Genomic DNA, 24,473 nt, shown 5'->3' with positions numbered 1-24,473 from the left:
CAGCCGGTGATCACTTCTCGCGCAGCGGGACCGAGAGATGACTCGGGTCCGTGCCGGGTGAGGAGAAGGTCAGCTGCGCGCCGGTCGGGTTGTGCTCGATGTACAGCGGATCGACGGTGTCGATCACCAGGGCGAGCCGGTGACCGGCCGGGACGTCGTAGGCCGTGGAGAACAGCTCCAGGTCGATGGGGAACGGCCGGCCCGGCGTCTGCCCGTGGAAGGTGTACGGAGCATTGCTGACCAGTTTGCCGATGCCGAGCGGCCCCACGTCGTAGAGATACGCGACGAGGGTGCCGCTCGGCTTCGTGCTGGTGACCGTGGTGTGCAGCTCGGCCGTCCCCCGGATCCGCTGCTCGGTGGCGTACCGCTCCGACTGCCAGACGCTCGCGAACGCCCGCGGCAGCAGCGGCACGGAGACCGTCGGCGGCAGCTTCAGGAACTGGTCCAGCGCGTTGGACAGGATCGAGATGCCCCCGTTCGCACCGGAGTCGATGTTGGCCCACACCTTCTTGGTGTCGTCCAGCGGGATGCGGTTCTTCCGTGCGCCGACCGACTTCCAGTCCGGGTAGCCCTCGTACCCCTTGCCGGTGCGGGACGCGAGCTGCACGGGCTGCTCGGTGTCGATGCCGTTGCGCTCGCCCTTGAGATAGCGGTCGAACCAGCGGCGGGTGCTCGTCCAGGTGTCGTTGGGCAGCCCGAGCAGACCGGTGGCCTCGGCGGTGGCGTGGTCGCCGGGGCGGAACTCCAGACGTTTGGGGCCGGTGAGCTTGTCGTAGAACGAGGCGTACTGGTTGGGCGGGAAGATGGTGTCGCCCCAGGCGTTGCCCATCATGATCGCCGCACCGTTGGAGTTGATCCGGTCCAGGTACGTCAGGGGGGAGCGCTTCTTCCCCCAGGCGATCATCTCCGGCTCCTTGTCCAGGTTGGACCCGAGGAAGTCCCGCAGTGTCCGGGTCAGTTCGTCGCTGGGCCGGCCGGTGACCAGGCCGGCGCCGCCGAGCAGGGCGGCGGCCTGGAGGTGCTGGGTGCGCCCGCTGTAGATCGAGTCGATCAGGTCGGCCCAGCCGCTCAGTGCGGCGACCGCCTTGATCCGCGGGTCGTGCCCGGCCGCCAGCAGGCTGATGCCCGCCCCGTAGGAGACGCCGCCCATGCCGACGCGGTCCGGGTCGGCGGCGGTGTGCTCCAGCGCCCAGTCGATGACGGCGGAGGCGTCCGCGATGTCCGGCGGGCCCGCCACCTCGATCCTCCCGCCGGAGCGCCAGAACCCGCGCGAGGTGTAACTCACCACGACATAGCCGGAGTCGGCGAGCTTCTGGGCCTGCGCCAGATACTCGATCTGCGGCATCGCCCAGCTCGTCGGGAAGACGATGAGGGGGTATGCGGCTCCGGTGGAGGCGCCGGCCGGGGAGAACACATTGCCCTTGAGCGTGATGCCCCCGGACCCGGGGATGTCGTGGAACGTCAGATCCCCGGCCGCCGTGCTCGCGGGCGCGGTGAGAGGGGCGGGGGCGGCGGCCGCCGGGGGCGCGGCGACGAGCGCGCCCCCGGCGAACAGGGCGACGGCGGTGGTGATCGAAGCGGTGGTGCGCAGTGCCGGTTTCGGACGTACCACGGGTCACTCCTCACGCGTGTCAGTGCAAAGTGACCCGACGGTAACCCCGGATGTTTACCCCTGGTAACTACTCGTCGTGTTGCGCGAAGGTAACGATTGTTGGACGTGACGTCAGTAGCGGCGCCGGTGCGGCACGGGCGCCACCGGGTCACTTCAGGGCGCTCTTGGCCTGCCAGTCGGCCCACGAGACGTTCCAGGCGCCGTAGCCGTTGCCCTCGGCGACCGTGCCCTTGGCCTCGGCGCCGGTCATCTCGAACGGGTCGCCCACGCGCACCTGCCCGTACAGCGCGGCGGCGTCCGCGTCGCTCATCCCGACGCAGCCGGAGCTCCGATTGGCCCGGCCGAAGACGCCCGCGTTCCAGGGCGCCGCGTGCGCGTACATCCCCGACCAGGTCAGCCGCATCGAGTAGTCGACCATCTTGTCGTAGGCGTCGCCGAGCCCCACGGTCTCCGAGCGCATGTTGATGGTGCCCTCCTTCGACATCAGGACCGCGGTGCCCCGCCAGGACGCCTTCTCGCCGCCGGGGGTGCCCGCCGACATCGGGATGTCCATGACCTGCTTGCCGTCCCGGTGCAGGGCGAGCCGGTGGCCGTCCAGGTCGACCTTGACCACCTGGGCGGCCCCGATGGTGAACGCCGTGGCGTAGTCGCGGACGAACCAGCCGCCGTCCGCTCCCGAGTCGACGCCGTTCAACTGCGCGTCCAGGGTGACCTTCGTGCCCGGCTTCCAGTACTCCTCGGGCCGCCAGTCGACGCGGTCCTTCCCCGAGTAGTCCTTCAGCCACCCCCAGGAACCCTCGGTCTCGTTCGACGTCGAGACCTTCAGGGCCCTCTCCACCGCCGCCTTGTCCTTCACCGGGTGGTCGAAAACGACGGACAGCGGCTGCGCGATGCCCACGGTCGTGTTCCTGCCCGGAGCCAGGAGGAGCTTGTTGACCTTCTCGGCCTCGGCGGTGGCGAACGACGCCCGGTCGCTGCCGCCGTCCGCGTCCGTCGCCTCGACGGTGTACGCGGTGCCCGGCGCGGCGACCCGGTCGGATGTCCAGGTCCGGCCGTCGGCGGATATCCTCCCGGCGAGCGGGCCGCCCCCCTCCGCCGTCACCGACACGGCCTTGAGCTTCCCGCGCGCCAGCTTCACCTTCACCGGCTCCCCGGGCGCGGCGGCCTCGCCCCGGAGGTTCACCGTGATGCCGGTGTCGGGGGCCTTGCCGTCCCCGCTCACCTCGGCGGAGCCCGATGCGCCGCCCGAACAGGCGGTGAGCGCGGCGGCGAGCAGCGCCGCGGAGCCGGTCAGGGCGAACCGGCTGCTGCGGCCGGCCGGGGCGGAACGACGGATGCGCGGGCGTGCGGAACTCACGGAAAGACCTCCAGGGCTGGGTGCTCAGCAGGCAAGAGGTAGGTCACCCGTGCCGGGTTCCTTCCGGACGCCGGAAATTCCGGCCGCGGCCCGGCCGGGTCCGACCGCGTCGCCGAGGCGGTCCGGTCAGCTGCCCGCCCGGTGCGAGGCGGGTGTGCTGGGGGCGGGCGACTGGGCCTCGCGGGTCACGTCGCCGACCAGTTCGACCACGTCGGGGCCGTACGCCTGCGAGTTGACGACCTTCAGCAGCAGGCAGAACGACTTGTTCCCGTGCTTGCGGCGCAGCTTGTCGTGGTTGCGGGCGACGTAGCGGGTGGCCGCCTGGTTGGTGATGGCGCGCTGACCGCAGAACAGGAAGACCGGGCGCGCCTCCTGACCGCCCGTCAGGCGGGCCAGCAGGACGTACTCCGAGGTGCCCGGCTCCATCCGGTAGCGCTCCGAGCCGACCTGGAACGCCACCCGGTCCGGCCCAGGGTCCTGCTCGACGTTGATCCGCACCCCGGGCAGCAGGGTCCGCAGGTGTGCCGCCATCCGCTGGTTGGACGTCGGGCCGCCGACGCAGTACTCCGTACGCTCCCCGAATCCCTGCTGCGCCGTGTCGTGGGTGACGATCTGCGCGTGGGCCCCGCAGTCCTTGATGAGCGCGGAGAGTTCGAGCAGGGCGAACGCGTCGTGCCGGTGCACCGCCCCCTCGGCGCCCGCGTAGCGGTTGACGACCAGCAGGCACTCGGAGTTGGCCGGCAGCCCGAAGAAGGCCTGCTTGCGGCGGAGCCCCCGCCGCCAGAGATAGGTGCGCGCGAGCCAGCCCAGCGAAGCACTGATCCCGGCTGCTATCACGCCCAGCACGATGTTGCGCACGTCGTCCGTCATGGGCGCGCATGGTACCGGTCATTCGGGTATCCGTTCGAGGCGGTCCTGACGGTCCGGGTTTCCCGGGGCTACCCTGCGGCGGAGATCCGTTGACTGGAGGTACGTATGCGCCGTTCCGTCGTCCGGAACACATCACTGCTGGCCTTAATCGCCCTGGCCGCCTCCGTCGGTGCCGCCGCTCCGGCGACCTCGGCGGCCACCGGTACACCCCGCCCCGCGCCGTCCAAGTCCCCGGTGGCGGTGGGCCACGGGGGAGCGGTCGCCAGCGTCGACGCGGACGCCTCGGCCGCCGGGATCGAGGTGCTGCGCAGGGGCGGCAACGCGGTGGACGCGGCCGTGGCCACCGCGGCGGCACTCGGCGTGACGGAGCCCTACTCGGCCGGGATCGGCGGCGGAGGCTACTTCGTCCACTACGACGCGAAGACACGCCAGGTGCGGACCATCGACGGCCGCGAGACCGCCCCGCGCAGCGCGGACGCCTCGCTGTTCCTGGAGGACGGCAGGCCGATCCCGTTCGCGGAGGGGGTGACCAGCGGCCTCGGCGTCGGCACGCCCGGCACCCCGGCCACCTGGGAGAAGGCGCTGGACACGTGGGGCAGCAAGCCCCTGCGTACGCTGCTGGAGCCGGCCGGACGTCTGGCCCGCGACGGCTTCGTCGTCGACGGCACCTTCCGCTCGCAGACGGCCGCCAACCAGGACCGCTTCGCCGACTTCCCGGCCTCCGCGGAGCTCTTCCTCCCCGGCGGCGAACTCCCCGTCGTGGGATCGGTGTTCAAGAACCCCGATCTGGCGCGTACGTACGAGAAGCTCGGCCGCGAGGGCGTCGGCGCGCTGTACCGGGGCCCGCTGGCCGACGACATCGTCCGTACGGTGCGCAAGCCGCCCGTCGACCCGGACGCCACCCGGGTCGTCCGCCCCGGCGACCTGACCCGCGAGGACCTGGCCTCCTACCGGACCCTGCGCCAGGGCCCGACCAGGGTGAACTACCGGGGGCTCGACGTCTACGGCATGGCACCCTCCTCGTCCGGCGGCACCACGGTCGGCGAGGCCCTCAACATCCTGGAGGCCACCGACCTCTCCCGGGCCGGGCAGACCCCTTACCTCCACCGGCTCATCGAGGCGAGCCGGATCGCGTTCGCCGACCGGGGCCGCTGGGTCGGTGACCCCGCCTTCGAGGACGTACCGACGAAGGAGCTGCTGAGCCGGAGGTTCGCGCACGCCCGGGAGTGCCTGATCCGCGACGACCAGGCGCTGACCAGCCCCCTGGCGCCGGGCGACCCCCGGAACCCGGAGCGGTGCGCCGGCGTCGGCACGGCCGTGCCGACGCCGTACGAGGGCGAGAACACCACCCACCTGACGACGGCCGACAAGTGGGGCAACGTCGTCGCCTACACCCTGACGATCGAGTCCACCGGCGGCAGCGCCATCACCGTGCCCGGACGCGGCTTCCTGCTCAACAACGAGCTGACCGACTTCTCCTTCGCCCCCGCCGACCCCGCGGTCCACGACCCGAACCTGCCGGGGCCGGGCAAGCGGCCGCGCTCGTCGATGTCGCCGACCATCGTGCTGCAGCACGGCAGGCCGGTGCTCGCCCTCGGCTCGCCCGGCGGGGCCACGATCATCACGACCGTGCTCCAGACGCTCACCGGACACCTGGACCGGGGGCTCCCGCTGGTCGACGCGATCGCCGCGCCGCGCGCCAGCCAGCGCAACGCGCCGGCCACCGACATCGAGCCGGACCTGTGGGACAGCCCGGTCCGCGCGGAGCTGGAGGAGCTCGGCCACGCCTTCCGGCTGAACCCGGAGATCGGCGCCGCCACCGGGGTGCAGAGGCTGCCCGACGGCCGCTGGCTGGCGGCGGCGGAAAAGGTGCGCCGGGGTGGAGGCTCGGCCATGGTGGTGCATCCGGGCCGCGGGCACTGAGCCAGGAGGGGCGCGCCGCCGGGACACCGTCGCCAAGGGGCCCGACCGGGCTCTCCTACGGGAAGGGTCCTTCCGCACCATGCGCACCCGCATGCTCGCCCTGACATCCGCCGCCTGCGGCGCCGCGCTCCTCGCAGCGGCGGCGCTGCCCGCGTCCGCTTCCGCCTCCGGCCGGGAAGCGGACGCGGGGGCGGACGAGGTGACCGCCGCCGCACTGCTCGCCGAGGTGCGCGCCTGCTCCCGGATCTCGAAGGGGAAGTACCGCACCGACAGCGGCAGTGCGAGGGCCACGGTCCCGGTCTGCGGAACGCGGGACGCCGTGTTCTGGAAGGCGGACATGGACATCGACTGCGACGGCCGGAAGACCCGGGCCTGCAACCGGAAGACCGATCCGTACTACCTGCCGGAGACCGCGTTCCAGAGCTCCCGCGGCGAACCCCTCGACTCGGCCGCCCTGCCCCATGTGGTCGTACCGGGCCCGAGCAAGGTGTGGGACTACCGGAAGTCGGGGCTCACGGGCGGCAGCGTCGTGGCGGTCGTGTACCGGGACCGGGTGCGGTACGGCGTGATCGGCGACACCGGCCCCGCGGGCATCATCGGGGAGGCGTCGTACGCCATGGCGAGGTCGCTGGGCATCGACCCCGACCCGGCGACCGGGGGCGCCGAGTCCGGCGTCACCTACATCGCCTTCAAGAACTCCCGCGTCTCCCCGATCGAGAGCCGCGCACGGGCGCAGAGCCGGGGAGCGGCGCTGGCCAGGGAGTTCGTCGGGCGCCCGTAGTCCGGATCCGGGCCGCCCGGACGGCCGACAACGGTTCGTGCGGCCCGGCCCGTACGGCCGGGGCGACCGCACGGGACCGTCCGCAGGCCGCGGACCGTCCGCGCGGGGCGCTCAGAGTGCGGTCAGGACCCGCGGGCCGTCATGGGTGACGGCCACCGTGTGCTCGGCGTGCGAGGCCCGGCTGCCGTCCGTCGTCCGCAGCGTCCAGCCGTCCTCGTCGTGGCGGAACGCGTCGAGGCCCCCGGCGAGCAGCATCGGCTCGATGGCCAGCACCATGCCGTGCCGCAGCACCATGCCCCGCCCCGGCCGTCCCTCGTTCGGCACGGGCGGGTCCTCGTGCATGGACCGGCCGATGCCGTGGCCGCCGTAGCCCTCCAGGATGCCGTAGCCCGCGTCGCGGCAGACCGTGCCGATCGCGTGGGCGACGTCGCCGATCCGGCTGCCGGCCACGGCCGCGCCGATCCCGGCCGCCAGCGCCTCGTTCGCGGTGGCGATGAGCCGGGTGTCCTCCGGCCGGGCCTCACCCACGGTGAAGCTGATCGCCGAGTCACCGGCCCAGCCGTCGAGGAGGGCTCCCGCGTCCACGCTGACCAGGTCGCCGTCCCGCAGGGGTTCGGCGGACGGGATGCCGTGCACGACCGCGTCGTTGACCGAGACGCAGATGACGGCCGGGAACGGGGTGGGCGCGAAGTGGGGCTGGTAGTTCAGGAAGGGGGAGGCCGCTCCGGCCCTGTCCAGCACCTCGCGGGCGGCCTCGTCCAGCCGGCGTGGCGTCACGCCGACCGCGGCCGCCTCCCGGGCCCGGGTCAGCATCTGCGCGACGACCCGGCCGGCCTCGCGCATCGCGTCGATCTGTGTGTCCGTCTTGATGTGCACCATGCCCATTACTATACCGGTCGAAGCGGTATAGTAATGACGGTATAGAAATGGCAGGCCGTAGTAGGATGGGCGCATGGTCCGTACCCCTCTCACCCCGGAAGAGCGCCTGCGCGGCGAACGGCTCGGCGCCCTGCTCCGCGCGGCGCGCGGGGAGCGCAGCATGGCCGCCGTCGCGGCGAGCGCCGGAATCTCCGCGGAGACCCTCCGCAAGATCGAGACCGGCCGCGCCCCCACCCCGGCCTTCTTCACCGTGGCCGCTCTCGCCGGTGCGCTGGGCCTCTCCCTGGACGAGATCCTCGGCCGCTGCGCGGCGGAGCCGGCCGTGGCGCGGGCCGCGGCGCCGTTGACCGCTTAGGGGAGTGCCAATCCGGGTGCCCTGGGTGTACCGCCCCTGCGGGCCGACGCTTCCCGGCAGGTCGGCGGCCGTCACCAGCAGGGCGTAGGGTCACGCCCGTGACTCTCCAGGACTTCGCGCGCAGCGAGTACATCAGCCTGACCACGTACCGGAAGGACGGCACACCCGTCGCCACGCCCGTCTGGGCCGCCGCCGAGGGGGACGTGCTGTACGTCTGGACCCGCACCGACTCGTGGAAGGTGAAGCGGCTCCGCAGCAACGCCACAGTCGTCGTCACCGTCTGCGACGTGCGCGGCAGGATCGCCGAGGGGGCTCCCAGCGCGGAGGGCACGGCCCGGCTACTCGACGAGGACGGCACCCGCGCGGCGCGCAAGCTGCTGGCCCGCAAGTACACCTGGAAGTTCTGGCTCGTCGACTGGCCCGCCACCGTCGCCCGGCTCGGCAAGCGGCCGCACACCGGGATCGCCATCACCTTCTGATCCCGGGGGCGCCCTCCGGCGGCCGCGCTCCCACCGCAGCGTGCCCGAAAGCCGCGCGTAGCCGCCCTGTAACACGACTGCGGTCGAATGCCTCCGGACTGGAAGGCTCCAGTCGACGGTCGGCGGTCGGCGAGGGCGAAGATGACGGTGCATCAGCAGGCTTACGAAGTCGGGGCGTTCGCGCAGTACCTGCGGGATCTGGTGGCCCGCCTGGATCCCGGGCGGGGGTGGTACGGGGTCTTCGCCCGGCGTGATCCGGCGGGCATGCGATCCTGCCTCGACGGGGTGGAGATCCCGCCCTGGGACGTGGTGGAGTCGCTGCTCGCGGACCTGGCGGCCGTGCACGGCGCCCGGTTCGCCGAGCAGGTCTCGGTCCGCGCCGCCGCGCTCTACTCCGCGTCCGCCGCCGCCCACGACCGGCGGCCCGGCGGGCGCCAGGAGCTCGTCCACCGGCTGGAGTTGATGGTCCGCGAGCAGGACCGGGCGGCGGAGCGCCTGCGCGGCGCGGGGCCCGGCGGCCCGGACCCGGCCGAACCGGAAGCGCTGGCCTGGGCCCGCGACGACCACCAACGGGCCACCGCGCGCTGTGCGGAGCTGCGCAAGCGGCTGGCGGCGGTGGCGGCGCCCGAGGGCTGGTTCCGGGCGGAGGGCGGCGAGGAGCGGAGCGCGGGAGGGCGCGGGGCGGACGGAGCTGTGGTCTCCGGCGGCGCCGGGGTGCGCGGAGTTCCGCGGCCGCGCGCCGAGACCGGGGCGCGGTGGCCGGCTCCCCGCACCATCAGCCGCCCGGCGCCGAGCACGAACCGTGGACCGCCACCGCGGCCCGGGACCCCACGCGCCGGACGCCCACGCGCCGGACGCCCACGCGCCGGACGCCCACGCGCCGGACGCCCACGCCCCCGACACGCACGCGCGGGACGGCCGCGCCGCGGACGTCCACGGCCCCGACACCCACGCGCTAAACGTCCCCGCCCGGGATGCCCCCGCTCCGAACGCGCCTGTGTACGACGCGCCCGCCCACGACGCCCCGCCGAGGGCTCCGGGGCCACCGAACCGCGCGGGGCCGCCGGACCGCACGGGGGCGCCGAACCGCACGTGGCCGCCGAGTCGCGCGGAACCGTCGAGCCCTCCGCCGGTGGGGGCGCCGCCGTCCCCGCGCCTCGGCGCACCAAGCCCCGGGGCGCCCGGTTCGCCGGTCTGGACGTCGACGAAGAGGCGTCCGGATACGCCCCCTCCCCGCTGCCCGCGCTCCCCGAGCCCGAACGCTCCGGCGCGCCCGTCCCGCGCGGCGCCCGCTTCGGCGGGGCGGCGGACGAGGTGGAGCACCGCAGAGGGCAGGCAGGTCACGGAGACCACGAAGGTCAGGGAGGCCGGGGCCGGGGCCGGGGTCGCGCCGGGCGGGACCGGGGCGCGGACGGGGCGCCCGGTCCGGCCGTCCCGGACCCGGCCGCAGGACAGGCCGTCGCCGGGGCCGTGGCCGAGCTGGTCCGGCTGCGCGCCGAGGGCCGCAGCGGCGAGGCGCACGTCGTGCTCTGCGAGGTCGCGGCCTGGCCCGCCCCCCGGCTGCCGCTGCTCGCCCTCGCCCTGCACCGCGCCGGCCTCGCCGCCGACTGGACGACCCTGCTCTGGGAAGTGTCCTCGCTCCCGCCCGCCGGATTCGCCGCCGCGGCGGGTGCGCTGGCCGCCGCCGGGCGGGAGGCGGACTGCGGGCTGCTCCTGCGCCAGGGCGTGGCCCGGCCCGCCGCCGAGGTGGCCGATGCGGCACTCGCCCTGGACGGTGCGGGCCGCGAGGACCGGGCGCGGGACCTGCTCGGCGCCTTCGTCCGCGTACACACTCCGCAGGAAGCCGCCGGACTCGCCCCGGCAGGCGGGACCCGCCTGCTTCCGCTCCTGATGGCCGGGGCCCGCGAGGTGTCGGTGGAAGCCGAATGGGACCTGGTCCACGCGCTGCGGGTGGCGGGCGTTCCCGGGGTCTGAGGCCCCGGGAACGCCGCCGACGACCGGATCGTGTCCGTTGTGGACCGGTCGGGTGCGAAACATGATCGACTCCGCCGGTTCACGGCGATGGTCTTGCCCCGCCGGACGGAGGGGCTTACGTTCTCCATCCATGCACCGATCTACGTGCGTAGAGAACGCGTGCAGGCTCTCTGACGCCGCGTCGAAGGAGCAGCTCATGTCCCACGTCGTACGCGCCGCACTCGTCCAGGCGACCTGGACCGGCGACACCGAATCGATGATCGCCAAGCACGAGGAGCACGCGCGCGAGGCCGCCCGCCAGGGGGCGAAGATCATCGGCTTCCAGGAGGTGTTCAACGCCCCCTACTTCTGCCAGGTCCAGGAGCCCGAGCACTACCGCTGGGCCGAGCCGGTCCCGGACGGGCCGACCGTCAAGCGCATGCAGGACCTCGCCCGGGAGACCGGCATGGTCATCGTCGTCCCGGTCTTCGAGATCGAGCAGTCCGGCTTCTACTACAACACCGCGGCCGTGATCGACGCCGACGGCTCCTACCTCGGAAAGTACCGCAAGCATCACATCCCGCAGGTCAAGGGGTTCTGGGAGAAGTACTACTTCAAGCCCGGCAACGCCGGCTGGCCGGTCTTCGACACCGCCGTCGGCAAGGTCGGCGTCTACATCTGCTACGACCGGCACTTCCCCGAGGGCTGGCGGCAACTCGGACTCGGCGGAGCCCAGTTGGTGTACAACCCGTCGGCAACCTCGCGCGGGCTCTCCAGTCATCTCTGGCAGCTGGAGCAGCCGGCCTCCGCCGTCGCCAACGAGTACTTCGTCGCCGCGATCAACCGCGTCGGCCGAGAGGAGTACGGCGACAACGACTTCTACGGCACGAGTTACTTCGTCGACCCGCGCGGCCAGTTCGTCGGGGAGGTCGCCAGCGACAAGGAGGAGGAACTCGTCGTCCGCGACCTGGACTTCGACCTGATCGAGGAGGTCCGTACCCAGTGGGCCTTCTACCGGGACCGACGGCCCGACGCCTACGACGGGCTGGTGGAGCCGTGAGCGGACTGTACGAGCGCCATCTCGCCGTCAGCCCCGAGTGGCTGGCCCTCTACTACCGCCACCCCGTCGAACTCACCCACGGCGAGGGCCGCCACGTCTGGGACGCCGACGGCAACCGCTATCTCGACTTCTTCGGCGGCATCCTCACCACCATGACCGCTCACGCACTGCCCGAGGTGACCAAGGCGGTCGCCGAGCAGGCCGGGCGGATCATCCACTCCTCCACGCTCTACCTCAACCGTCCGATGGTGGAGATGGCCGAGCGGATCGCCACCCTCTCCGGTATCCCGGACGCCCGGGTCTTCTTCACCACCTCCGGTACCGAGGCCAACGACACCGCCCTCCTGCTCGCCACCGCGTACCGCGGGTCCAACCAGATCCTCGCGATGCGCAACAGCTACCACGGCCGGTCGTTCTCCACCGTCTCGATCACCGGCAACCAGGCCTGGTCGCCCACCAGTCTGTCCCCGCTCCAGACGCTGTACGTCCACGGCGGCGTCCGTTCCCGGGGCCCGTACGCCGAGTTGAGCGACGAGGCGTTCATCCGGGCCTGCGTCGCCGACCTGGAGGACCTCCTCGGCCACACCCGCAACCCGGCAGCCCTGATCGCCGAACCCATCCAGGGCGTCGGCGGATTCACCTCCCCGCCCGACGGCCTGTTCGCCGCGTTCCGCGAAGTCCTCGACCGGCACGGGGTGTTGTGGATCTCCGACGAGGTGCAGACGGGCTGGGGCCGGACCGGTGAGCACTTCTGGGGGTGGCAGGCGCACGCCGAGCACGGGCCGCCGGACATCCTCACCTTCGCCAAGGGGATCGGCAACGGCATGTCGGTGGGGGGAGTGGTGGCCCGCGCCGAGGTGATGAACTGCCTCGACGCCAACTCCATCTCCACCTTCGGCGGTTCACCGGTCACCATGGCGGCCTCGCTCGCCAACCTCTCGTACCTCCTGGAACACGACCTCCAGGGCAACGCCCGGCGCGTCGGCGGACTCCTCATCGAACGGCTGCGGTCCATCGCCGCCGCTTCTCCCGCCGTACGCGAAGTGCGCGGCCGTGGACTGATGATCGGCATCGAGCTGGTCAGGCCCGGCACCGACGAGGCGGACCCGCAGGCCGCCGCGGCCGTCCTCGAAGCGGCCCGCGCGGGCGGGCTCCTCATCGGCAAGGGCGGCGGCCACGACACCAGTGTGCTGCGCATCGCCCCGCCGCTGACCCTGACCGTCGCCGAGGCCGAGGAAGGCGCGGCGATCCTCGCGGACGCCCTCCACGCGGCGGGCTGAGACCCGCCCCGCCGGCCCGTACGCACTCGAACCGCGCGGGGCCGCCCCGGCGCCGGGCCCACCGGTCCGGCGCGGGGGCGCCCCGAGTTGAGGAGAACCCATGAGTCGCACCGTCATCCACGGTGGTCTGGTCATCACCGCGTCCGACGAGATCCACGCCGACGTGCTCGTCGAGGGCGGCCGTGTCGTCGCGCTCGCCGCCCACGGAACCGAGGCCGCCGAGAGCTGGAGCGCCGACCGCAGGATCGACGCGACGGGCAAGTACGTCATCCCGGGCGGTGTCGACGGGCACACCCACATGGAGATGCCGTTCGGCGGAACGTACGCGGCCGACACCTTCGAGACCGGCACCCGCGCCGCCGCCTGGGGCGGCACGACCACCATCGTCGACTTCGCCGTCCAGAGCGTGGGCAAGTCCCTGCGCGAAGGGCTCGACGCCTGGTACGCCAAGGCCGACGGCAACTGCGCCGTCGACTACGCCTTCCACATGATCCTCGCGGACGTGAACCCGTCCTCGCTCAAGGAGATGGACCGCCTCGTCTCCGAAGGTGTGACCTCCTTCAAACTGTTCATGGCCTACCCCGGGGTCTTCTACTCCGACGACGGACAGATCCTGCGCGCCATGCAACAGGCCTCCGGCAACGGCGGGTTGATCATGATGCACGCCGAGAACGGCATCGCCATCGACGTCCTGGTCGAACAGGCCCTCGCCGCCGGGCACACCGACCCCCGCTACCACGGCGACGTCCGCAAGGTCGCCCTGGAGGCCGAGGCCACCCACCGCGCCGTCCAGCTCGCCAGGGTCGCCGGATCCCCCCTCTACGTCGTCCACGTCTCCGCCGACGAGGCCGTTCAGGAGATCGCCGCGGCCCGCCACAAGGGTCTGCCCGTCTTCGGCGAGACCTGCCCGCAGTATCTGTTCCTGTCCACCGACAACCTCGCCGAGCCCGGCTTCGAGGGCGCCAAATACGTCTGCTCCACCCCGCTGCGCCCCAAGGAGCACCAGGAGACCCTGTGGCGGGGCCTGCGCAACAACGAACTCCAGGTCGTCTCCACCGACCACTGCCCGTTCTGCTTCTCCGGGCAGAAGGAGATGGGCCGGGGCGACTTCTCCAAGATCCCCAACGGCATGCCGGGCGTCGAGCACCGCATGGACCTGCTGCACCAGGCCGTCGTGGACGGACACATCACCCGCCGCCGCTGGATCGAGATCGCCTGCGCCTCCCCGGCCCGGATGTTCGGCCTCTACCCGAAGAAGGGCACTATCGCCCCGGGCGCCGACGCCGACATCGTCATCTACGACCCGGAAGCCGAACACACGCTCTCCGCCGAGACCCACCACATGAACGTCGACTACTCGGCGTACGAGGGCAAACGCATCACCGGCCAGGTCGAGACCGTGCTCTCGCGCGGCGAAGTCGTCATCGACGGACGGAAGTTCACCGGACGCTCCGGCCACGGCAGCTACACCCCCCGCGCCACCTGTCAGTACCTCGACTAGGAGATCCCGCCATGGACTTCGGCCTCGTCCTCCAGACGGACCCGCCCGCCTCCGCCGTCGTCGGCCTGATGCGGCGCGCCGAACGCAACGGGTTCCGCTACGGCTGGACCTTCGACTCGGCGGTGCTCTGGCAGGAGCCGTTCGTCATCTACAGCCGCATCCTGGAGCACACGGAGAAGCTGACCGTGGGCCCGATGGTCACCAACCCCGGCACCCGCACCTGGGAGGTCACCGCCTCCACCTTCGCCACCCTGAACGACATGTACGGCAACCGCACCGTCTGCGGCATCGGGCGCGGCGACTCCGCGATGCGCGTCGCGGGCCGCCGGCCCAACACCCTGGCCCGCCTCGGCGAGGCCATCGACGTCATCCGGGACCTCGCCGAGGGCAGGGAGGCGACGGTCGACGGGCAGCCGGTGCAGATCCCCTGGGTGAAGGACGGGCGGCTGCCCGTGTGGATGGCGGCGTACGGACCCAAGGCCCTGGCGCTCGCCGGGCAGAAGGCCGACGGCTTCATCCTCCAGCTCGCCGACCCCTTCCTCACCGAGTGGATGATCAAGGCGGTACGGGACGCGGCGGCCGACGCCGGACGCGACCCCGACTCCGTCACCATCTGCGTCGCGGCTCCCGCCTACGTCGGCGACGACCTCGACCACGCCCGGGAGCAGTGCCGCTGGTTCGGCGGGATGGTCGGCAACCACGTCGCGGACCTGGTCGCCCGCTACGGCGAGCACTCGGGGATGGTGCCGGAGGAGCTGACCGCCTACATCGCCGGCCGCTCCGGCTACGACTACAGCCACCACGGCCGCACCGGAAACCCGGACACCGCCTTCGTCCCCGACGAGATCGTCGACCGGTTCTGCCTGCTGGGCCCCGCCGAGGCGCACATCGAGAAGCTCCGGGCGCTGCGGGACATGGGCGTCGACCAGTTCGCCGTCTACAACATGCACGACGCCCGGGAGGCGACCATCGACGCCTACGGGGCCGAGATCATCCCCGCCCTGACCGCCTGACCCCCGCCCTCCGACCCGCTGCGTCCCGCCCCGGCCCCGAGGCTGCCTGCCCGTACGCGCCCCGCTCTCCGCCCCACTGCCTGCCCGGGGCGCCCCGCTCTCCGACCCCGTTGCCCGTCCGTACGCACCGTGCCCGCATCGCCCCGTACGCACCGCGCCCGCATCGCCCCGTACGCGCCCCGCCCGCATCGCCCCGCACGGCACCGCTCCCGAGCGAAGGGCTCCACCGTCATGACCGCCACCGTCCCGCCCACCCCTCCGCCCCCGGACGCGATACCCGCGCCCGCCGCCCCGTCCGGCCGCGTCGAACTCGCCCCCGGACAGCTCCCCGACGACCCCCGCTTCACCAACGACGACCTGCTGCCCGTCCCCGTGGAGCGGCGCACCTGGACGACGTACAACTTCGCGGCCCTGTGGATCGGCATGGCCCACAACATCCCGTCCTGGCTGCTCGCCTCCGGCCTGGTGGCGCTCGGCATGGACTGGAAGCAGGCCGTGTTCACCATCGCCCTCGCCAATGTGATCGTGCTGGCCCCGATGCTGCTGACCGGCCACGCCGGCCCCAAGTACGGCATCCCCTTCCCCGTCCTGGCCCGCGCCTCCTTCGGGCTGCGCGGCGCCAATCTGCCCGCCCTGATCCGGGCCGCCGTCGCCTGCGCGTGGTTCGGCATCCAGACCTGGATCGGCGGCGTCGGCATCTTCACGCTCCTCGGCAAGATCTTCGGCGGCTGGTCCGGCGCCGCGGAGATCGGCGGGCAGCCCTGGACGCTCTGGCTCTGCTTCGTCCTCTTCTGGGCCCTCGAACTGGCCATCATCCACCGGGGAATGGACACCCTGCGCCGCTTCGAGAACTGGGCGGCGCCGTTCGTCCTGGTCGGCGCGGTCGTGCTGCTCGTCTGGGTCGCCGCCCAGGCGGGCGGCTTCGGTCCGCTGCTGGACCAGCCGTCCGCCCTCGGCTGGGGCGCCGACTTCTGGCCGGTCTTCTTCCCCTCGCTGATGGGCATGATCGCCTTCTGGTCGACGCTCTCCCTCAACATCCCCGACTTCACCCGCTTCGGCGCGGGCCAACGCGCCCAGGTCCGGGGCCAGGCGCTCGGGCTGCCGACCACGATGACCTTCTTCGCCCTGCTCTCCGTCTTCGTCACCTCCGGTTCGCAGGCGGTGTACGGGGTGGCCCTCTGGGACCCGGTCCAGCTCGTCGCCCGGACCGACAACGTCTTCGGCCTCGTCTTCGGCCTGGTCACGGTGCTGATCGCGACGATCTCGGTGAACATCGCGGCGAACGTGGTCTCACCCGCGTACGACCTGGCGAACCTCGCGCCGAAGCGCATCAGCTTCCGGACCGGGGCGCTGATCACCGGGGTGATCGGGGTCGTCATCATGCCGTGGAAGCTCACCGAGACGCCCGAGCTGTACATCTTCACCTGGCTGGGCCTGGTCGGCGGCCTGCTCGGTACGGTGGCGGGCATCCTGATCGCCGACTACTGGATCGTCCGCCGCACCGTCCTCGACCTGCCCGACCTCTACCGGCCGGGCGGCCGGTACTGGTACCGGAACGGCTGGAACTGGCGGGCGGTGGCGGCCTTCGCGGCCGGCGGCGTCCTGGCGGTGGGCGGGTCGCACTCGGCGCCGGGCAAGGGCCCGTTCCCCGCCGACGGCCTGATCCCGTTCCTGAAGCCGCTGGCCGACTACGGCTGGGCGGTCGGGCTCGTCTCCTCGCTGCTGCTGTACGTGGCGCTGAGCCGCCGGGAGCGTCCGGCGGCCGGCTGAGGAAGGGTGCCCGCACCGGCGTTCGGCGACCCGGCCCGCTACACCGGTGAGACGCTGCGGCCCAGCAGGGCGGTGATGTCCACCGTCTCGTCCGCCGGGGGAGTCGCCGTGGGCACCGGCCGGTCGAACCCGGAGAAGTCCACGGTCCCTTCCCCACCGCCGCCGCGCACGGTGATCCGGACCGGGTACGGGGTGCCCTCGGCGGCGACGTAGACCGTCAGGCGCTCCCCGCCCTCGGCCCGGGTCACCGGGACGGCCGGCCCGCCGTTCACCTCGGTCCGCGCGCCCTTCGTCAGCCCGTCGGCATCGGGGGCGTCGGCGTTGTCCGTCATCAGCTCGTGGAACGTGTCCAGGTCGCAGACCCCGGTCACCTCCAGCAGCCGGGTGTCGTCGGCCGAAGTCTTCATGTAGCGGCCGTCGAGGATCGCGTCGAAGGCGGAACCGCCGATCGGCACATGGGTGTTCCAGAAGGCGGCGTCCGGCTTCAGCCAGACGTCGTCGCCGCGCTTCACGATCTCCACCGAACCGTCGTCCCCCATGTCGACACCGCCCGCGCAGTTCCCCTCTCGGTCCAGGGTGAGGTCGATGCTGATGTCCTCGCCGGTCCCGTCGACGCTGCCGTGCGCACTCAGATGCAGGGACCGGGCGTCGACCAGGGCATCGCGGGCGCGTTCGGTGATCTCCTCGGCGGGGAGTGTGTCGATGTCGTCGTCAGCCTGCGCGAGACTGCCACCCGTCACGGTGAGAACGACGGCCGCCGCACCCGCGGCCGCCCCGGCGGCCCATCGGTGTCCGCTCACGTCGCCTCCTCGAAAAGGCCCCGGTCAGGGCATACGAGCCAGCAGGACCGGCATGTCCGAGCGTACGCCGGGAGAGGGGGCGCCGCCCGGCGCGTGCACGGAGAGTGAAGCGCCACGGTGTTTTCGGACACGGAGCGTGGGCAGAGCTGCGGTGATCCCGCCCGGGGTCAGGAACGTGCGCAGCACGAAGGAGGCCCATCGATGAACCGGTTCACGGGGACGAGGAGCAAGGGGTCCGCCGCGGTGGGGAGGCGCTCTCGGACCGCCTTGCGAGCGCTCGCCGCCGCGGCGACGGGGGCCGCGCTCGCGGTGTCGGTCACCTCGGCGACCGCGACGGCCGCCCCGGCCGCGATCCCGCCCGGCCTGTCCTGCCACACCGGCAAGCACGCCGTCGACGACTACACGGGCTTCGCGCTCTGCCGCAACGACGGCAGTCGGACACAGACCTTCTGGGTCCATCTCGTGTGCGGCTGGTCCCCGGACGTCGACGGCAACCGCGTCACGCTCAGGCCCGGCGAGTCCGGCCAGTCCACCGCCCACTGCGGGAGCCTCGGCACCGGTATCGGCGAGATCCACGTACGCCCGTGATCCCGGAGCGGTGAGAACCCGCGCCGAGTGCCGCACCGGCCGTCCCCACCCGCAACGGCGGGAGCGGTCCGAACGGTTGAGCGTGCCGCCTCCCCTCGTTACCCTCCAGTACGTACGTGGGGGTGCAGCCGGGACCACCGGACGGCCCCGCGACACGAGGGAGGCGGCAGGCCCATGTCCTCAGCGGAGCCCACCGAAGCGGAGCCCACCGAGGCGGGTGCCCCGGAGCGGACCGCCCCGGCCGCGGGGCGCTCCGGCCGCGCCCCGCGCGGCGGCCCCGGACCCGTCACCGCTCCCGGGGCTCGCCGAGAGCGCCCGCCGGCTCGCCGACGCCGCCACCACCTCCACGGCCCTCGTGGCCGACGCCCTCGTCCGGATCGAGGCCACACAGCCCACCCTCAACGCCTTCCGCCACCTGCGGGCCGAGGCTGCCCTCGCCGAGGCGGCGGAGGCCGACCGGAGGCTCGCGGCGGGGGAGCGGCTGCCGCTCCTGGGCGTGCCGGTCGCCGTCAAGGACGACACCGATGTGGCGGGCCTGCCCACACACTTCGGCTGCGACGGCGACCTGCCCCCGGTCGCGTCCGACAGCGAGGCGGTGCGCCGGCTGCGCGCCGCCGGAGCCGTCGTCGTCGGCAAGACCAACTCCTGCGAACTCGGTCAGTGGCCCTTCACCGAGGGCACCGCCTTCGGCGCCACCCGCAACCCGTGGAACACCGCGCACACCCCGGGCGGCTCGTCCGGCGGTTCCGCCGCCGCTGTCGCCGCCGGGCTCGTCCCCGCCGCGCTCGGCTCGGACGGCGCGGGCTCCGTGCGCATCCCCGCCGCGTGGACCCATCTCGTCGGCATCAAACCCCAGCGCGGGCGCATCTCGGTCCACCCGCACAGCGACTCCTTCCAGGGCCTCACCGTGAACGGCCCCCTCGCCCGTACGGTCGCCGATGCCGCACTCCTCCTGGACGCCGTCGCCGGAGCCCACCCCGAGGACTTCCACCGCCCGCCCGCCGTGCGCGCCGCCGACGCCGCCCGCCGCGACCCGGGCCGCCTGCGCATCGCCCTCGCCTGGCGTCCCCCGCTCACCCTCACCGGCGCCGGGCCCGACCCGGAGGTGCGCCGGGCCGTCACCGCGCTCGCCGACACCCTCGCCCGGCTCGGCCACCACGTCGAGGAGGCCCGCCCCCGGTACGGGCTGATCGGCCTGGCCTTCGTGCCCCGCGCCACCGTGGGCATCGCCGAGTTCGCCGCCCGGCACCCCGAACCGGCCCTGCTCGACCCGCGCACCCGCAGCGCCCTGCGCACCGGGACGCGGCTGGGCGGCCGGGTGGTGCGGGCCGCCCGCGCCCGCGAGGTGCGCCAGCACCGCAGGATCGGCGCCCTCTTCGACGCCTCCGGGTTCGACGTCCTCCTCACCCCGACCACGGCCGCCCCGCCGCCCCGGATCGGCCGGTTCGACGACCTGAGTGCCTGGCGTACCGACGTCGCGATCGCCGCCGCCTGCCCCTACGCCTGGCCGTGGAACGTTCTCGGCTGGCCCGGCGTGAACGTACCGGCCGGCTTCACCCGCTCCGGCCTCCCGGTCGGGGCCCAGCTGCTGGGCCCCTCCCGCAGCGAGGAGCGGCTGATCGCGCTCGCCGCCCAACTGGAGGACGACCGGCGCTGGTTCGAGCACCGGCCGCCGGTCTGACCGGCGCTCGTTCCCTGGCGGGGCGCTCAGACCTGGTAGCGGCCCGGTGCGAAGAGGTGCAGGTGTTCCGCCACCCAGGCCGACGTCCGCTCCAGGCCCTCCTCCAGGCCGACCTCGGGCTCCCAGCCCGCCCAGGTGCGGGCGCGGGTGTTGTCGGAGAGCAGGCGGTGGACCTCGCTGCCGGAGGGCCGCAGCCGCGCCGGGTCCACGACGATCTCGGCGTCCCGGCCGGAGGCGGCGATGAGGGCCTTCGCGAGGTCCCCGACCGAGATCTCCCGGCCGGTACCGAGGTTGACGCTCTCGCCCAGCGCCCGGTCGCAGCCGGCCAGGGCCAGGAATCCGGCGGCGGTGTCGGTGACGTAGGTGAAGTCGCGGGTCGGGGTCAGCGAGCCGAGACGGATCTCCCGCGCCCCGGAGTGCAGTTGGGCGAGGATGGCCGGGATCACGGCCCGGGCCGACTGGCGGGGCCCGTACGTGTTGAACGGCCGGACGACCGTCACCGGCAGCTCGAAGGCGTGCCAGTGGGACAGGGCCATCATGTCCGCGCCGATCTTCGAGGCGGAGTACGGCGACTGCGGCTGGAGGGGGTGGTCCTCGCTGATCGGGGCCGTCAGCGCGGTCCCGTACACCTCGCTGGTGGACGTGTGCAGCAGGCGTCGGACGGAGTGGCGGCGGCAGGCCTCGGCGATGTTCTCGGTGCCGACGACGTTGGTCCGGACGTAGGCGCCGGGGGAGTCGTAGCTGTAGGGGATGCCGATGAGCGCGGCGAGGTGGAAGACCGTGTCGACGCCCTCGACCGCGTCCATCACGCGGCCCGCGTCGCCGACATCCCCGGCGACGAACTCGACCGGGCTGTCCGGGTCGTCGAGGTAGCGGGCGAGGTGCCCCTTGTCGGCGTACGGCTTGTAGTGGACGAACGCCCGGACGCGCGCGCCGCGTTCGACGAGCAGGTCCACGAGTGTGGAGCCGATGAAGCCTTCGGCCCCGGTGACGAGGACGGTGCGGCCGGTCCAGTCGACGGCAGTGCTGTTCATGAGGTGAACTCCTTCGCGGTGGTGGGTTGTCCGGCGAGGCGGATGACGGTTTCCGCCAGCAGGTCGGCGGCGCGGGCGTGGTGGCCCGGGTCGGCGGCGCGCCCCATCACGGCGAGCCGCGCGGGGTCGGCGAGCAGGGGGTCGATGAGTTCGGCGAGGCGGGCGGCGGTGGTCTCGGCGTCCGGGAGGAGACAGGCCGCGCCCGCGTCGGAGAGGACCCGGGCGTTGTGGGTCTGGTGGTCGCCGGGGGCGTGCGGGTACGGCACGAGAACGGCGGGGACCCCGGTCGTGGCGAGCTCGGCGATCGTGGCCGAGCCGGCCCGGCAGACCACCAGGTCGGCGACCGCGTAGGCGAGGTCCATCCGGTCCAGGTAGGGCACCGCTTGCGCGACGGGCCCGGCCCCCGCGCCGGAGCCGTGCGGGTGCCCGGACCCGTACGTGTGCCCGGCACCTCCGTGCGGGTGCCCGGCTCCGTGCGCGTGCCCGCCGCCTCCGTGCGGAGGTCCGGCGGCCCCCGCGCCCGCGTCGGTCAGCTTCCGCCGGGTGTCGGCCAGCGCGGCCGGGCCCGTCTTGATCAGGAGGTGGACATCCCCGCGGCCCCGCCACCGGGCGGCGAGGCCCACGGCGGCGGCGGTGAGCCGGGCAGCGCCGAGGCTGCCGCCGTTGAAGAGGACGACCCGCGCCCCCTCGGGTATCCCGAAGGCGCGCCGGGCCTCCTGGCGCAGGGCCGGCCGGTCCAGGGCGGCCAGGGACGCGGCGATCGGCATGCCGACGGTCCGCGCCCGCTCACCGCCCGACAGATGGGCGCGGCTGCCGTCGAAGGCGACGGTGAGGTGTTCGGTGAGCCGGGCGGCGAACCGGTTGGCCCGGCCCGGGACCGCGTTGGACTCGTGGATCACGCTGGGCAGCCCGGCCATCTTCGCCCCGACGATCGCCGGGGCGCTCGGGTAGCCGCCCATCCCGACGACGACCTGCGCCTGCTGGGCCCGCAGGATCGACCGGGCCTGGGCCCCCGAGCGCAGGAGCGCGGCCGGGAGGAGGAAGCGCTTCGCGCCGAGCGCGGGGTCGAAGGGGATCATGTCGACGGTGTGCAGCCGGTGTCCGGCCGCCGGGATCAGGGTCGTCTCCAGACCGCGTTCGGTGCCGATGAAGGAGATGACCGCGTCCGGGTCGGCGCGGCGCAGGGCCTCGGCGAGGGCGAGACCCGGATAGATATGGCCGCCGGTGCCGCCCGCACCGATCACGACGGAGAGTGGTGTGCGCATGCCGCCACTCTCGGAAAGCGGCATAAGAGGGTTCTAAGAGTCCGGTTTGGCAGGCTTCAGGCATGAGTGGCACGAGTGGCGTGCGCGGTACGAGCAGCACGCGGAGCACGGGCAGGATTCTGGTGGCCGAGGACGAGCCGGACGTACGGGCCGCCGTCGAGGACGGGCTGAGCGTCGAGGGGTACGAGGTGCGCGGCGTCGGCGACGGCCTGGCGGCGCTGTCGGCGGTGGCCGCCTGGGAGCCGGACGCGCTGGTGCTGGACGTGATGATGCCGGTACTGGACGGGCTGGCGGTCTGCCGGCGACTGCGGGCGATGGAGGACCGGACGCCGGTGCTGGTGCTGACGGCGCTGTCGTCGGTGAGCGAACGGGTGGACGGTCTTGAGGCCGGGGCCGACGACTATCTGGTGAAACCGTTCGCGCTGGACGAGCTGGTCGCGCGCGTACGGGCGTTGCTGCGGCGGGCTGCGCCGCCCGTCCCGGACGGGGACCTGGCCTTCGCGGATCTGACGCTGAATCCGGTGACGCGGACCGGCCGGCGTGGCGGCCGGCCGCTGGAGTTCTCCCGCACCGAGGCCGCCCTGCTGGAACTGCTGCTGCGCCACCCGGGCCAGGTGCTGGCGCGCGAGGTGATCCTGGAGCGGGTCTGGGGCCAGGACTTCGGGCCCGACTCCAACGCGCTGGCGGTGTACGTCGGCTATCTGCGGCGGAAGCTGGAGGCGGGCGGCGACCCGCGCCTCGTCCACACCGTGCACGGGCTCGGCTACCGGCTGGATGTGGCGTGAGCGGGGTGCGCCGCCTGGGCGCCCGCTGGCGGCGCAGGCGGCCGCTGCGGACCCGGCTCGCGGTGGCGGCATCGGCGGCGGTGGCGCTGGTCGCCGTCGGGGTGTGCGCAGCGGCTTTCTTCGTCATCCGCTACGAGCTGCTGCACCAGCTCGACCTGTCCCTCACCCAGTCCGCGACCCGGGTGATCCAGGAGAACCGGGGCGAGGGCCCGCAGACCGTGGCGGGCGAGTGCCGCTACCTGTCCGCGCCCGCCTGCGCGCAGATCGTCCCGGCCGACCCGGCGGCGGACCCGGACGCGGCGTACCTGCTGCCCGTCTCCACCCCCGTACGGGAGGTCGCGGCCGGGAAGCGGGCCCCGTACTACAGCAACGTCAGCCGCTTCGGGCAGCCGCTGCGGATGCTGACGACCCCGTTCGGGGACGGGCGGGCGCTCCAGGTGGCGCTGCGGGCGGACCCGGTGGAGAAGGGCGTGCGGCAGGCGGCCGTGCTGCTGGCCGCGGTCGGCGGGGCGGGGGTGCTCCTCGCGGGGCTGCTCGGGTACGCCGTCTCGCGTACGGGCCTGGGCCCGGTGGCCCGGCTGACCTCGACCGCCGAGCGGATCGCGGCGACCCGGGACCCGCGCCACCGCATCGAGCTGCCGCCGGGCCCGCCGGCCCGCCAGGACGAGGTGACCCGGCTGGCGGCCAGCTTCAATACGATGCTCGGGGAACTGGAGCAGTCGGTGAGCTCCCAGCGCCGGCTGGTCGCGGACGCCTCGCACGAGCTGCGGACCCCGCTGACCGCGCTGCGCGCCAACGCGGAGCTGCTGGCGCGCGGCGACCGGCTGACGCCCGCGCAGCGCGAGCGGGCGTCGGGGGCGCTGGGGCGGGGCATCCGGGAGGTGACCGGACTGGTCAACGATCTGATCGAGCTGGCCCGGGACGAGGAGCCGCTGCCGCTCCTGGAGGACGTACGGATCGCGGAGATGGTGGAGCACGCGGTGGCCGTGGCCCGGACGCACTGGCCGCAGACCCCGTTCCCGCTGGAGGCGGGGGCGGGCGCGGCGGAGGCGGTCCGCCCGGGGGTTCCGGCGCGGCTAACCCGGCTGCTGACGAACCTGCTGGACAACGCGGCCAAGTTCAGCCCGCCGGGCACTCCGGTGGAGGTGGCGCTGAGCGCGTACGGGACCGGGGACGGCGGGCCCGGAAACGGGGGCGGGCTGGAGCTGACGGTCCGGGATCACGGTCCGGGGATTCCCGCCGCGGACCTCCCGTACGTCTTCGACCGCTTCTACCGTGCCGAGACGGCGCGGGCCCTGCCCGGCTCGGGTCTCGGCCTGGCGATGGCCCGGCAGATCGCCCGCGCGCACGGGGCGGAGCTGACGGCGGGGGCGGCGCCGGGCGGCGGGGCGCTGTTCACGCTGACGTTCGGCCCCGAGGGCCCGCCGGGCGGCGGCGGGCCGTGACGGGCCGCGCAGAGGCGGCGGGCCCGGAGGTCCTCACCCGCC

21 protein-coding genes are annotated in these 24,473 nt (G+C 73.5%); 14 read left to right on the top strand and 7 right to left on the bottom strand.

Features of this window, described 5'->3' with window-relative positions:
* Positions 1 to 10 precede the first annotated feature (10 nt).
* From KME66_RS04370 to KME66_RS04360, 3 genes are all read right to left on the bottom strand, one after another.
* Positions 11 to 1,612 carry a CocE/NonD family hydrolase gene (locus KME66_RS04370; RefSeq protein WP_216319126.1) on the bottom strand — a complete coding sequence of 534 codons (1,602 nt, stop codon included), beginning with the start codon at positions 1,610 to 1,612 and terminating at the stop codon, positions 11 to 13.
* A 148-nt stretch (positions 1,613 to 1,760) separates the two neighbouring features.
* Positions 1,761 to 2,969 carry an Ig-like domain-containing protein gene (locus KME66_RS04365; RefSeq protein ID WP_073221566.1) on the bottom strand — a complete coding sequence of 403 codons (1,209 nt, stop codon included), beginning with the start codon at positions 2,967 to 2,969 and terminating at the stop codon, positions 1,761 to 1,763.
* Between the two features lie 126 nt (positions 2,970 to 3,095).
* Positions 3,096 to 3,839, bottom strand: coding sequence for a hypothetical protein (locus tag KME66_RS04360; protein ID WP_073221569.1), 744 nt, complete (start codon positions 3,837 to 3,839; stop codon positions 3,096 to 3,098).
* A 105-nt stretch (positions 3,840 to 3,944) separates the two neighbouring features.
* On the opposite strand from KME66_RS04360, the gene ggt reads away from it, so the two are divergent.
* The gene (ggt, locus tag KME66_RS04355; RefSeq protein ID WP_216319123.1) at positions 3,945 to 5,762 is read left to right on the top strand and encodes a gamma-glutamyltransferase; all 1,818 of its coding nucleotides are present in this window, start codon (positions 3,945 to 3,947) and stop codon (positions 5,760 to 5,762) included.
* A 79-nt stretch (positions 5,763 to 5,841) separates the two neighbouring features.
* A complete protein-coding gene (locus KME66_RS04350) occupies positions 5,842 to 6,543 on the top strand; it encodes a glycoside hydrolase family 75 protein (RefSeq protein WP_073221575.1) in 702 nt (233 codons plus the stop codon).
* Between the two features lie 111 nt (positions 6,544 to 6,654).
* Here the strand turns inward: KME66_RS04350 and map are convergent, their stop codons facing one another.
* Positions 6,655 to 7,422, bottom strand: a complete 768-nt coding sequence (gene map, locus KME66_RS04345) for a type I methionyl aminopeptidase (protein ID WP_216319119.1) — start codon at positions 7,420 to 7,422, stop codon at positions 6,655 to 6,657.
* 73 nt (positions 7,423 to 7,495) lie between these two features.
* Here map and KME66_RS04340 point away from each other — a divergent pair, with 73 nt between their 5' ends.
* The 8 genes from KME66_RS04340 to KME66_RS04305 all read left to right on the top strand — a co-directional run bounded on the left by KME66_RS04340 (position 7,496) and on the right by KME66_RS04305 (position 16,833).
* A complete protein-coding gene (locus KME66_RS04340) occupies positions 7,496 to 7,777 on the top strand; it encodes a helix-turn-helix domain-containing protein (RefSeq protein WP_216319114.1) in 282 nt (93 codons plus the stop codon).
* Between the two features lie 98 nt (positions 7,778 to 7,875).
* Positions 7,876 to 8,256 carry a PPOX class F420-dependent oxidoreductase gene (locus tag KME66_RS04335; RefSeq protein WP_216319111.1) on the top strand — a complete coding sequence of 127 codons (381 nt, stop codon included), beginning with the start codon at positions 7,876 to 7,878 and terminating at the stop codon, positions 8,254 to 8,256.
* A gap of 141 nt (positions 8,257 to 8,397) precedes the next feature.
* Positions 8,398 to 10,230, top strand: a complete 1,833-nt coding sequence (locus KME66_RS04330) for a hypothetical protein (RefSeq protein WP_216319108.1) — start codon at positions 8,398 to 8,400, stop codon at positions 10,228 to 10,230.
* A 196-nt stretch (positions 10,231 to 10,426) separates the two neighbouring features.
* Entirely contained in the window at positions 10,427 to 11,269 is an 843-nt protein-coding gene (locus KME66_RS04325; protein WP_065490591.1) for a nitrilase-related carbon-nitrogen hydrolase, read from the top strand.
* Positions 11,266 to 12,549, top strand: coding sequence for an aspartate aminotransferase family protein (locus tag KME66_RS04320; protein ID WP_216319105.1), 1,284 nt, complete (start codon positions 11,266 to 11,268; stop codon positions 12,547 to 12,549). The genes KME66_RS04325 and KME66_RS04320 overlap by 4 nt, the downstream gene beginning before the upstream one ends.
* A 100-nt stretch (positions 12,550 to 12,649) precedes the next feature.
* A complete protein-coding gene (gene hydA / locus KME66_RS04315) occupies positions 12,650 to 14,050 on the top strand; it encodes a dihydropyrimidinase (protein ID WP_216319101.1) in 1,401 nt (466 codons plus the stop codon).
* A gap of 11 nt (positions 14,051 to 14,061) precedes the next feature.
* Positions 14,062 to 15,063 (top strand): TIGR03842 family LLM class F420-dependent oxidoreductase, encoded by a 1,002-nt coding sequence (locus KME66_RS04310; protein ID WP_073221594.1) that lies wholly within the window; start codon positions 14,062 to 14,064, stop codon positions 15,061 to 15,063.
* A gap of 231 nt (positions 15,064 to 15,294) precedes the next feature.
* Positions 15,295 to 16,833: an NCS1 family nucleobase:cation symporter-1 gene (locus KME66_RS04305; RefSeq protein ID WP_216319099.1), complete on the top strand. Its 1,539-nt coding sequence runs from the start codon at positions 15,295 to 15,297 to the stop codon at positions 16,831 to 16,833.
* A gap of 38 nt (positions 16,834 to 16,871) precedes the next feature.
* Here KME66_RS04305 and KME66_RS04300 read toward each other — a convergent pair whose 3' ends face one another.
* Positions 16,872 to 17,633: a hypothetical protein gene (locus KME66_RS04300; protein ID WP_216319096.1), complete on the bottom strand. Its 762-nt coding sequence runs from the start codon at positions 17,631 to 17,633 to the stop codon at positions 16,872 to 16,874.
* 201 nt (positions 17,634 to 17,834) lie between these two features.
* Here KME66_RS04300 and KME66_RS04295 point away from each other — a divergent pair, with 201 nt between their 5' ends.
* Both KME66_RS04295 and KME66_RS04290 read left to right on the top strand, forming a co-directional pair.
* Positions 17,835 to 18,221 (top strand): hypothetical protein, encoded by a 387-nt coding sequence (locus tag KME66_RS04295; RefSeq protein ID WP_216319093.1) that lies wholly within the window; start codon positions 17,835 to 17,837, stop codon positions 18,219 to 18,221.
* Positions 18,222 to 18,438: 217 nt separating this feature from the next.
* Complete coding sequence (locus KME66_RS04290; protein WP_216319090.1) at positions 18,439 to 19,902, top strand: amidase; 1,464 nt, start codon at positions 18,439 to 18,441, stop codon at positions 19,900 to 19,902.
* A 26-nt stretch (positions 19,903 to 19,928) separates the two neighbouring features.
* Here KME66_RS04290 and KME66_RS04285 read toward each other — a convergent pair whose 3' ends face one another.
* Positions 19,929 to 20,936, bottom strand: coding sequence for a GDP-mannose 4,6-dehydratase (locus KME66_RS04285; protein WP_216319087.1), 1,008 nt, complete (start codon positions 20,934 to 20,936; stop codon positions 19,929 to 19,931).
* Entirely contained in the window at positions 20,933 to 22,201 is a 1,269-nt protein-coding gene (locus KME66_RS04280) for a glycosyltransferase (protein ID WP_216319083.1), read from the bottom strand. Before KME66_RS04280 ends, KME66_RS04285 begins: the two co-directional genes overlap by 4 nt.
* A 62-nt stretch (positions 22,202 to 22,263) precedes the next feature.
* On the opposite strand from KME66_RS04280, the gene KME66_RS04275 reads away from it, so the two are divergent.
* Entirely contained in the window at positions 22,264 to 22,986 is a 723-nt protein-coding gene (locus KME66_RS04275) for a response regulator transcription factor (protein ID WP_216319080.1), read from the top strand.
* Entirely contained in the window at positions 22,983 to 24,431 is a 1,449-nt protein-coding gene (locus tag KME66_RS04270; protein ID WP_216319077.1) for a cell wall metabolism sensor histidine kinase WalK, read from the top strand. Before KME66_RS04275 ends, KME66_RS04270 begins: the two co-directional genes overlap by 4 nt.
* Positions 24,432 to 24,473 lie beyond the last annotated feature (42 nt).

The sequence above is a fragment of the Streptomyces sp. YPW6 genome (assembly GCF_018866325.1).
Lineage (GTDB): Bacteria > Actinomycetota > Actinomycetes > Streptomycetales > Streptomycetaceae > Streptomyces.
This window is presented reverse-complemented; position numbering and strand designations above follow the sequence as displayed.

What these genes read in the sequence shown, in the direction of transcription:
- ggt (WP_216319123.1), top strand. Translation starts at nt 3,945, where the DNA reads ATGCGCCGTTCCGTCGTCCGGAACACATCACTGCTGGCCTTAATCGCC.
- KME66_RS04280 (WP_216319083.1), bottom strand. Translation starts at nt 22,201, where the DNA reads ATGCGCACACCACTCTCCGTCGTGATCGGTGCGGGCGGCACCGGCGGC.
- KME66_RS04350 (WP_073221575.1), top strand. Translation starts at nt 5,842, where the DNA reads ATGCGCACCCGCATGCTCGCCCTGACATCCGCCGCCTGCGGCGCCGCG.
- KME66_RS04310 (WP_073221594.1), top strand. Translation starts at nt 14,062, where the DNA reads ATGGACTTCGGCCTCGTCCTCCAGACGGACCCGCCCGCCTCCGCCGTC.
- KME66_RS04305 (WP_216319099.1), top strand. Translation starts at nt 15,295, where the DNA reads ATGACCGCCACCGTCCCGCCCACCCCTCCGCCCCCGGACGCGATACCC.
- KME66_RS04330 (WP_216319108.1), top strand. Translation starts at nt 8,398, where the DNA reads ATGACGGTGCATCAGCAGGCTTACGAAGTCGGGGCGTTCGCGCAGTAC.
- KME66_RS04285 (WP_216319087.1), bottom strand. Translation starts at nt 20,936, where the DNA reads ATGAACAGCACTGCCGTCGACTGGACCGGCCGCACCGTCCTCGTCACC.
- KME66_RS04360 (WP_073221569.1), bottom strand. Translation starts at nt 3,839, where the DNA reads ATGACGGACGACGTGCGCAACATCGTGCTGGGCGTGATAGCAGCCGGG.
- KME66_RS04275 (WP_216319080.1), top strand. Translation starts at nt 22,264, where the DNA reads ATGAGTGGCACGAGTGGCGTGCGCGGTACGAGCAGCACGCGGAGCACG.
- KME66_RS04340 (WP_216319114.1), top strand. Translation starts at nt 7,496, where the DNA reads ATGGTCCGTACCCCTCTCACCCCGGAAGAGCGCCTGCGCGGCGAACGG.
- hydA (WP_216319101.1), top strand. Translation starts at nt 12,650, where the DNA reads ATGAGTCGCACCGTCATCCACGGTGGTCTGGTCATCACCGCGTCCGAC.
- KME66_RS04325 (WP_065490591.1), top strand. Translation starts at nt 10,427, where the DNA reads ATGTCCCACGTCGTACGCGCCGCACTCGTCCAGGCGACCTGGACCGGC.
- KME66_RS04295 (WP_216319093.1), top strand. Translation starts at nt 17,835, where the DNA reads ATGAACCGGTTCACGGGGACGAGGAGCAAGGGGTCCGCCGCGGTGGGG.
- map (WP_216319119.1), bottom strand. Translation starts at nt 7,422, where the DNA reads ATGGTGCACATCAAGACGGACACACAGATCGACGCGATGCGCGAGGCC.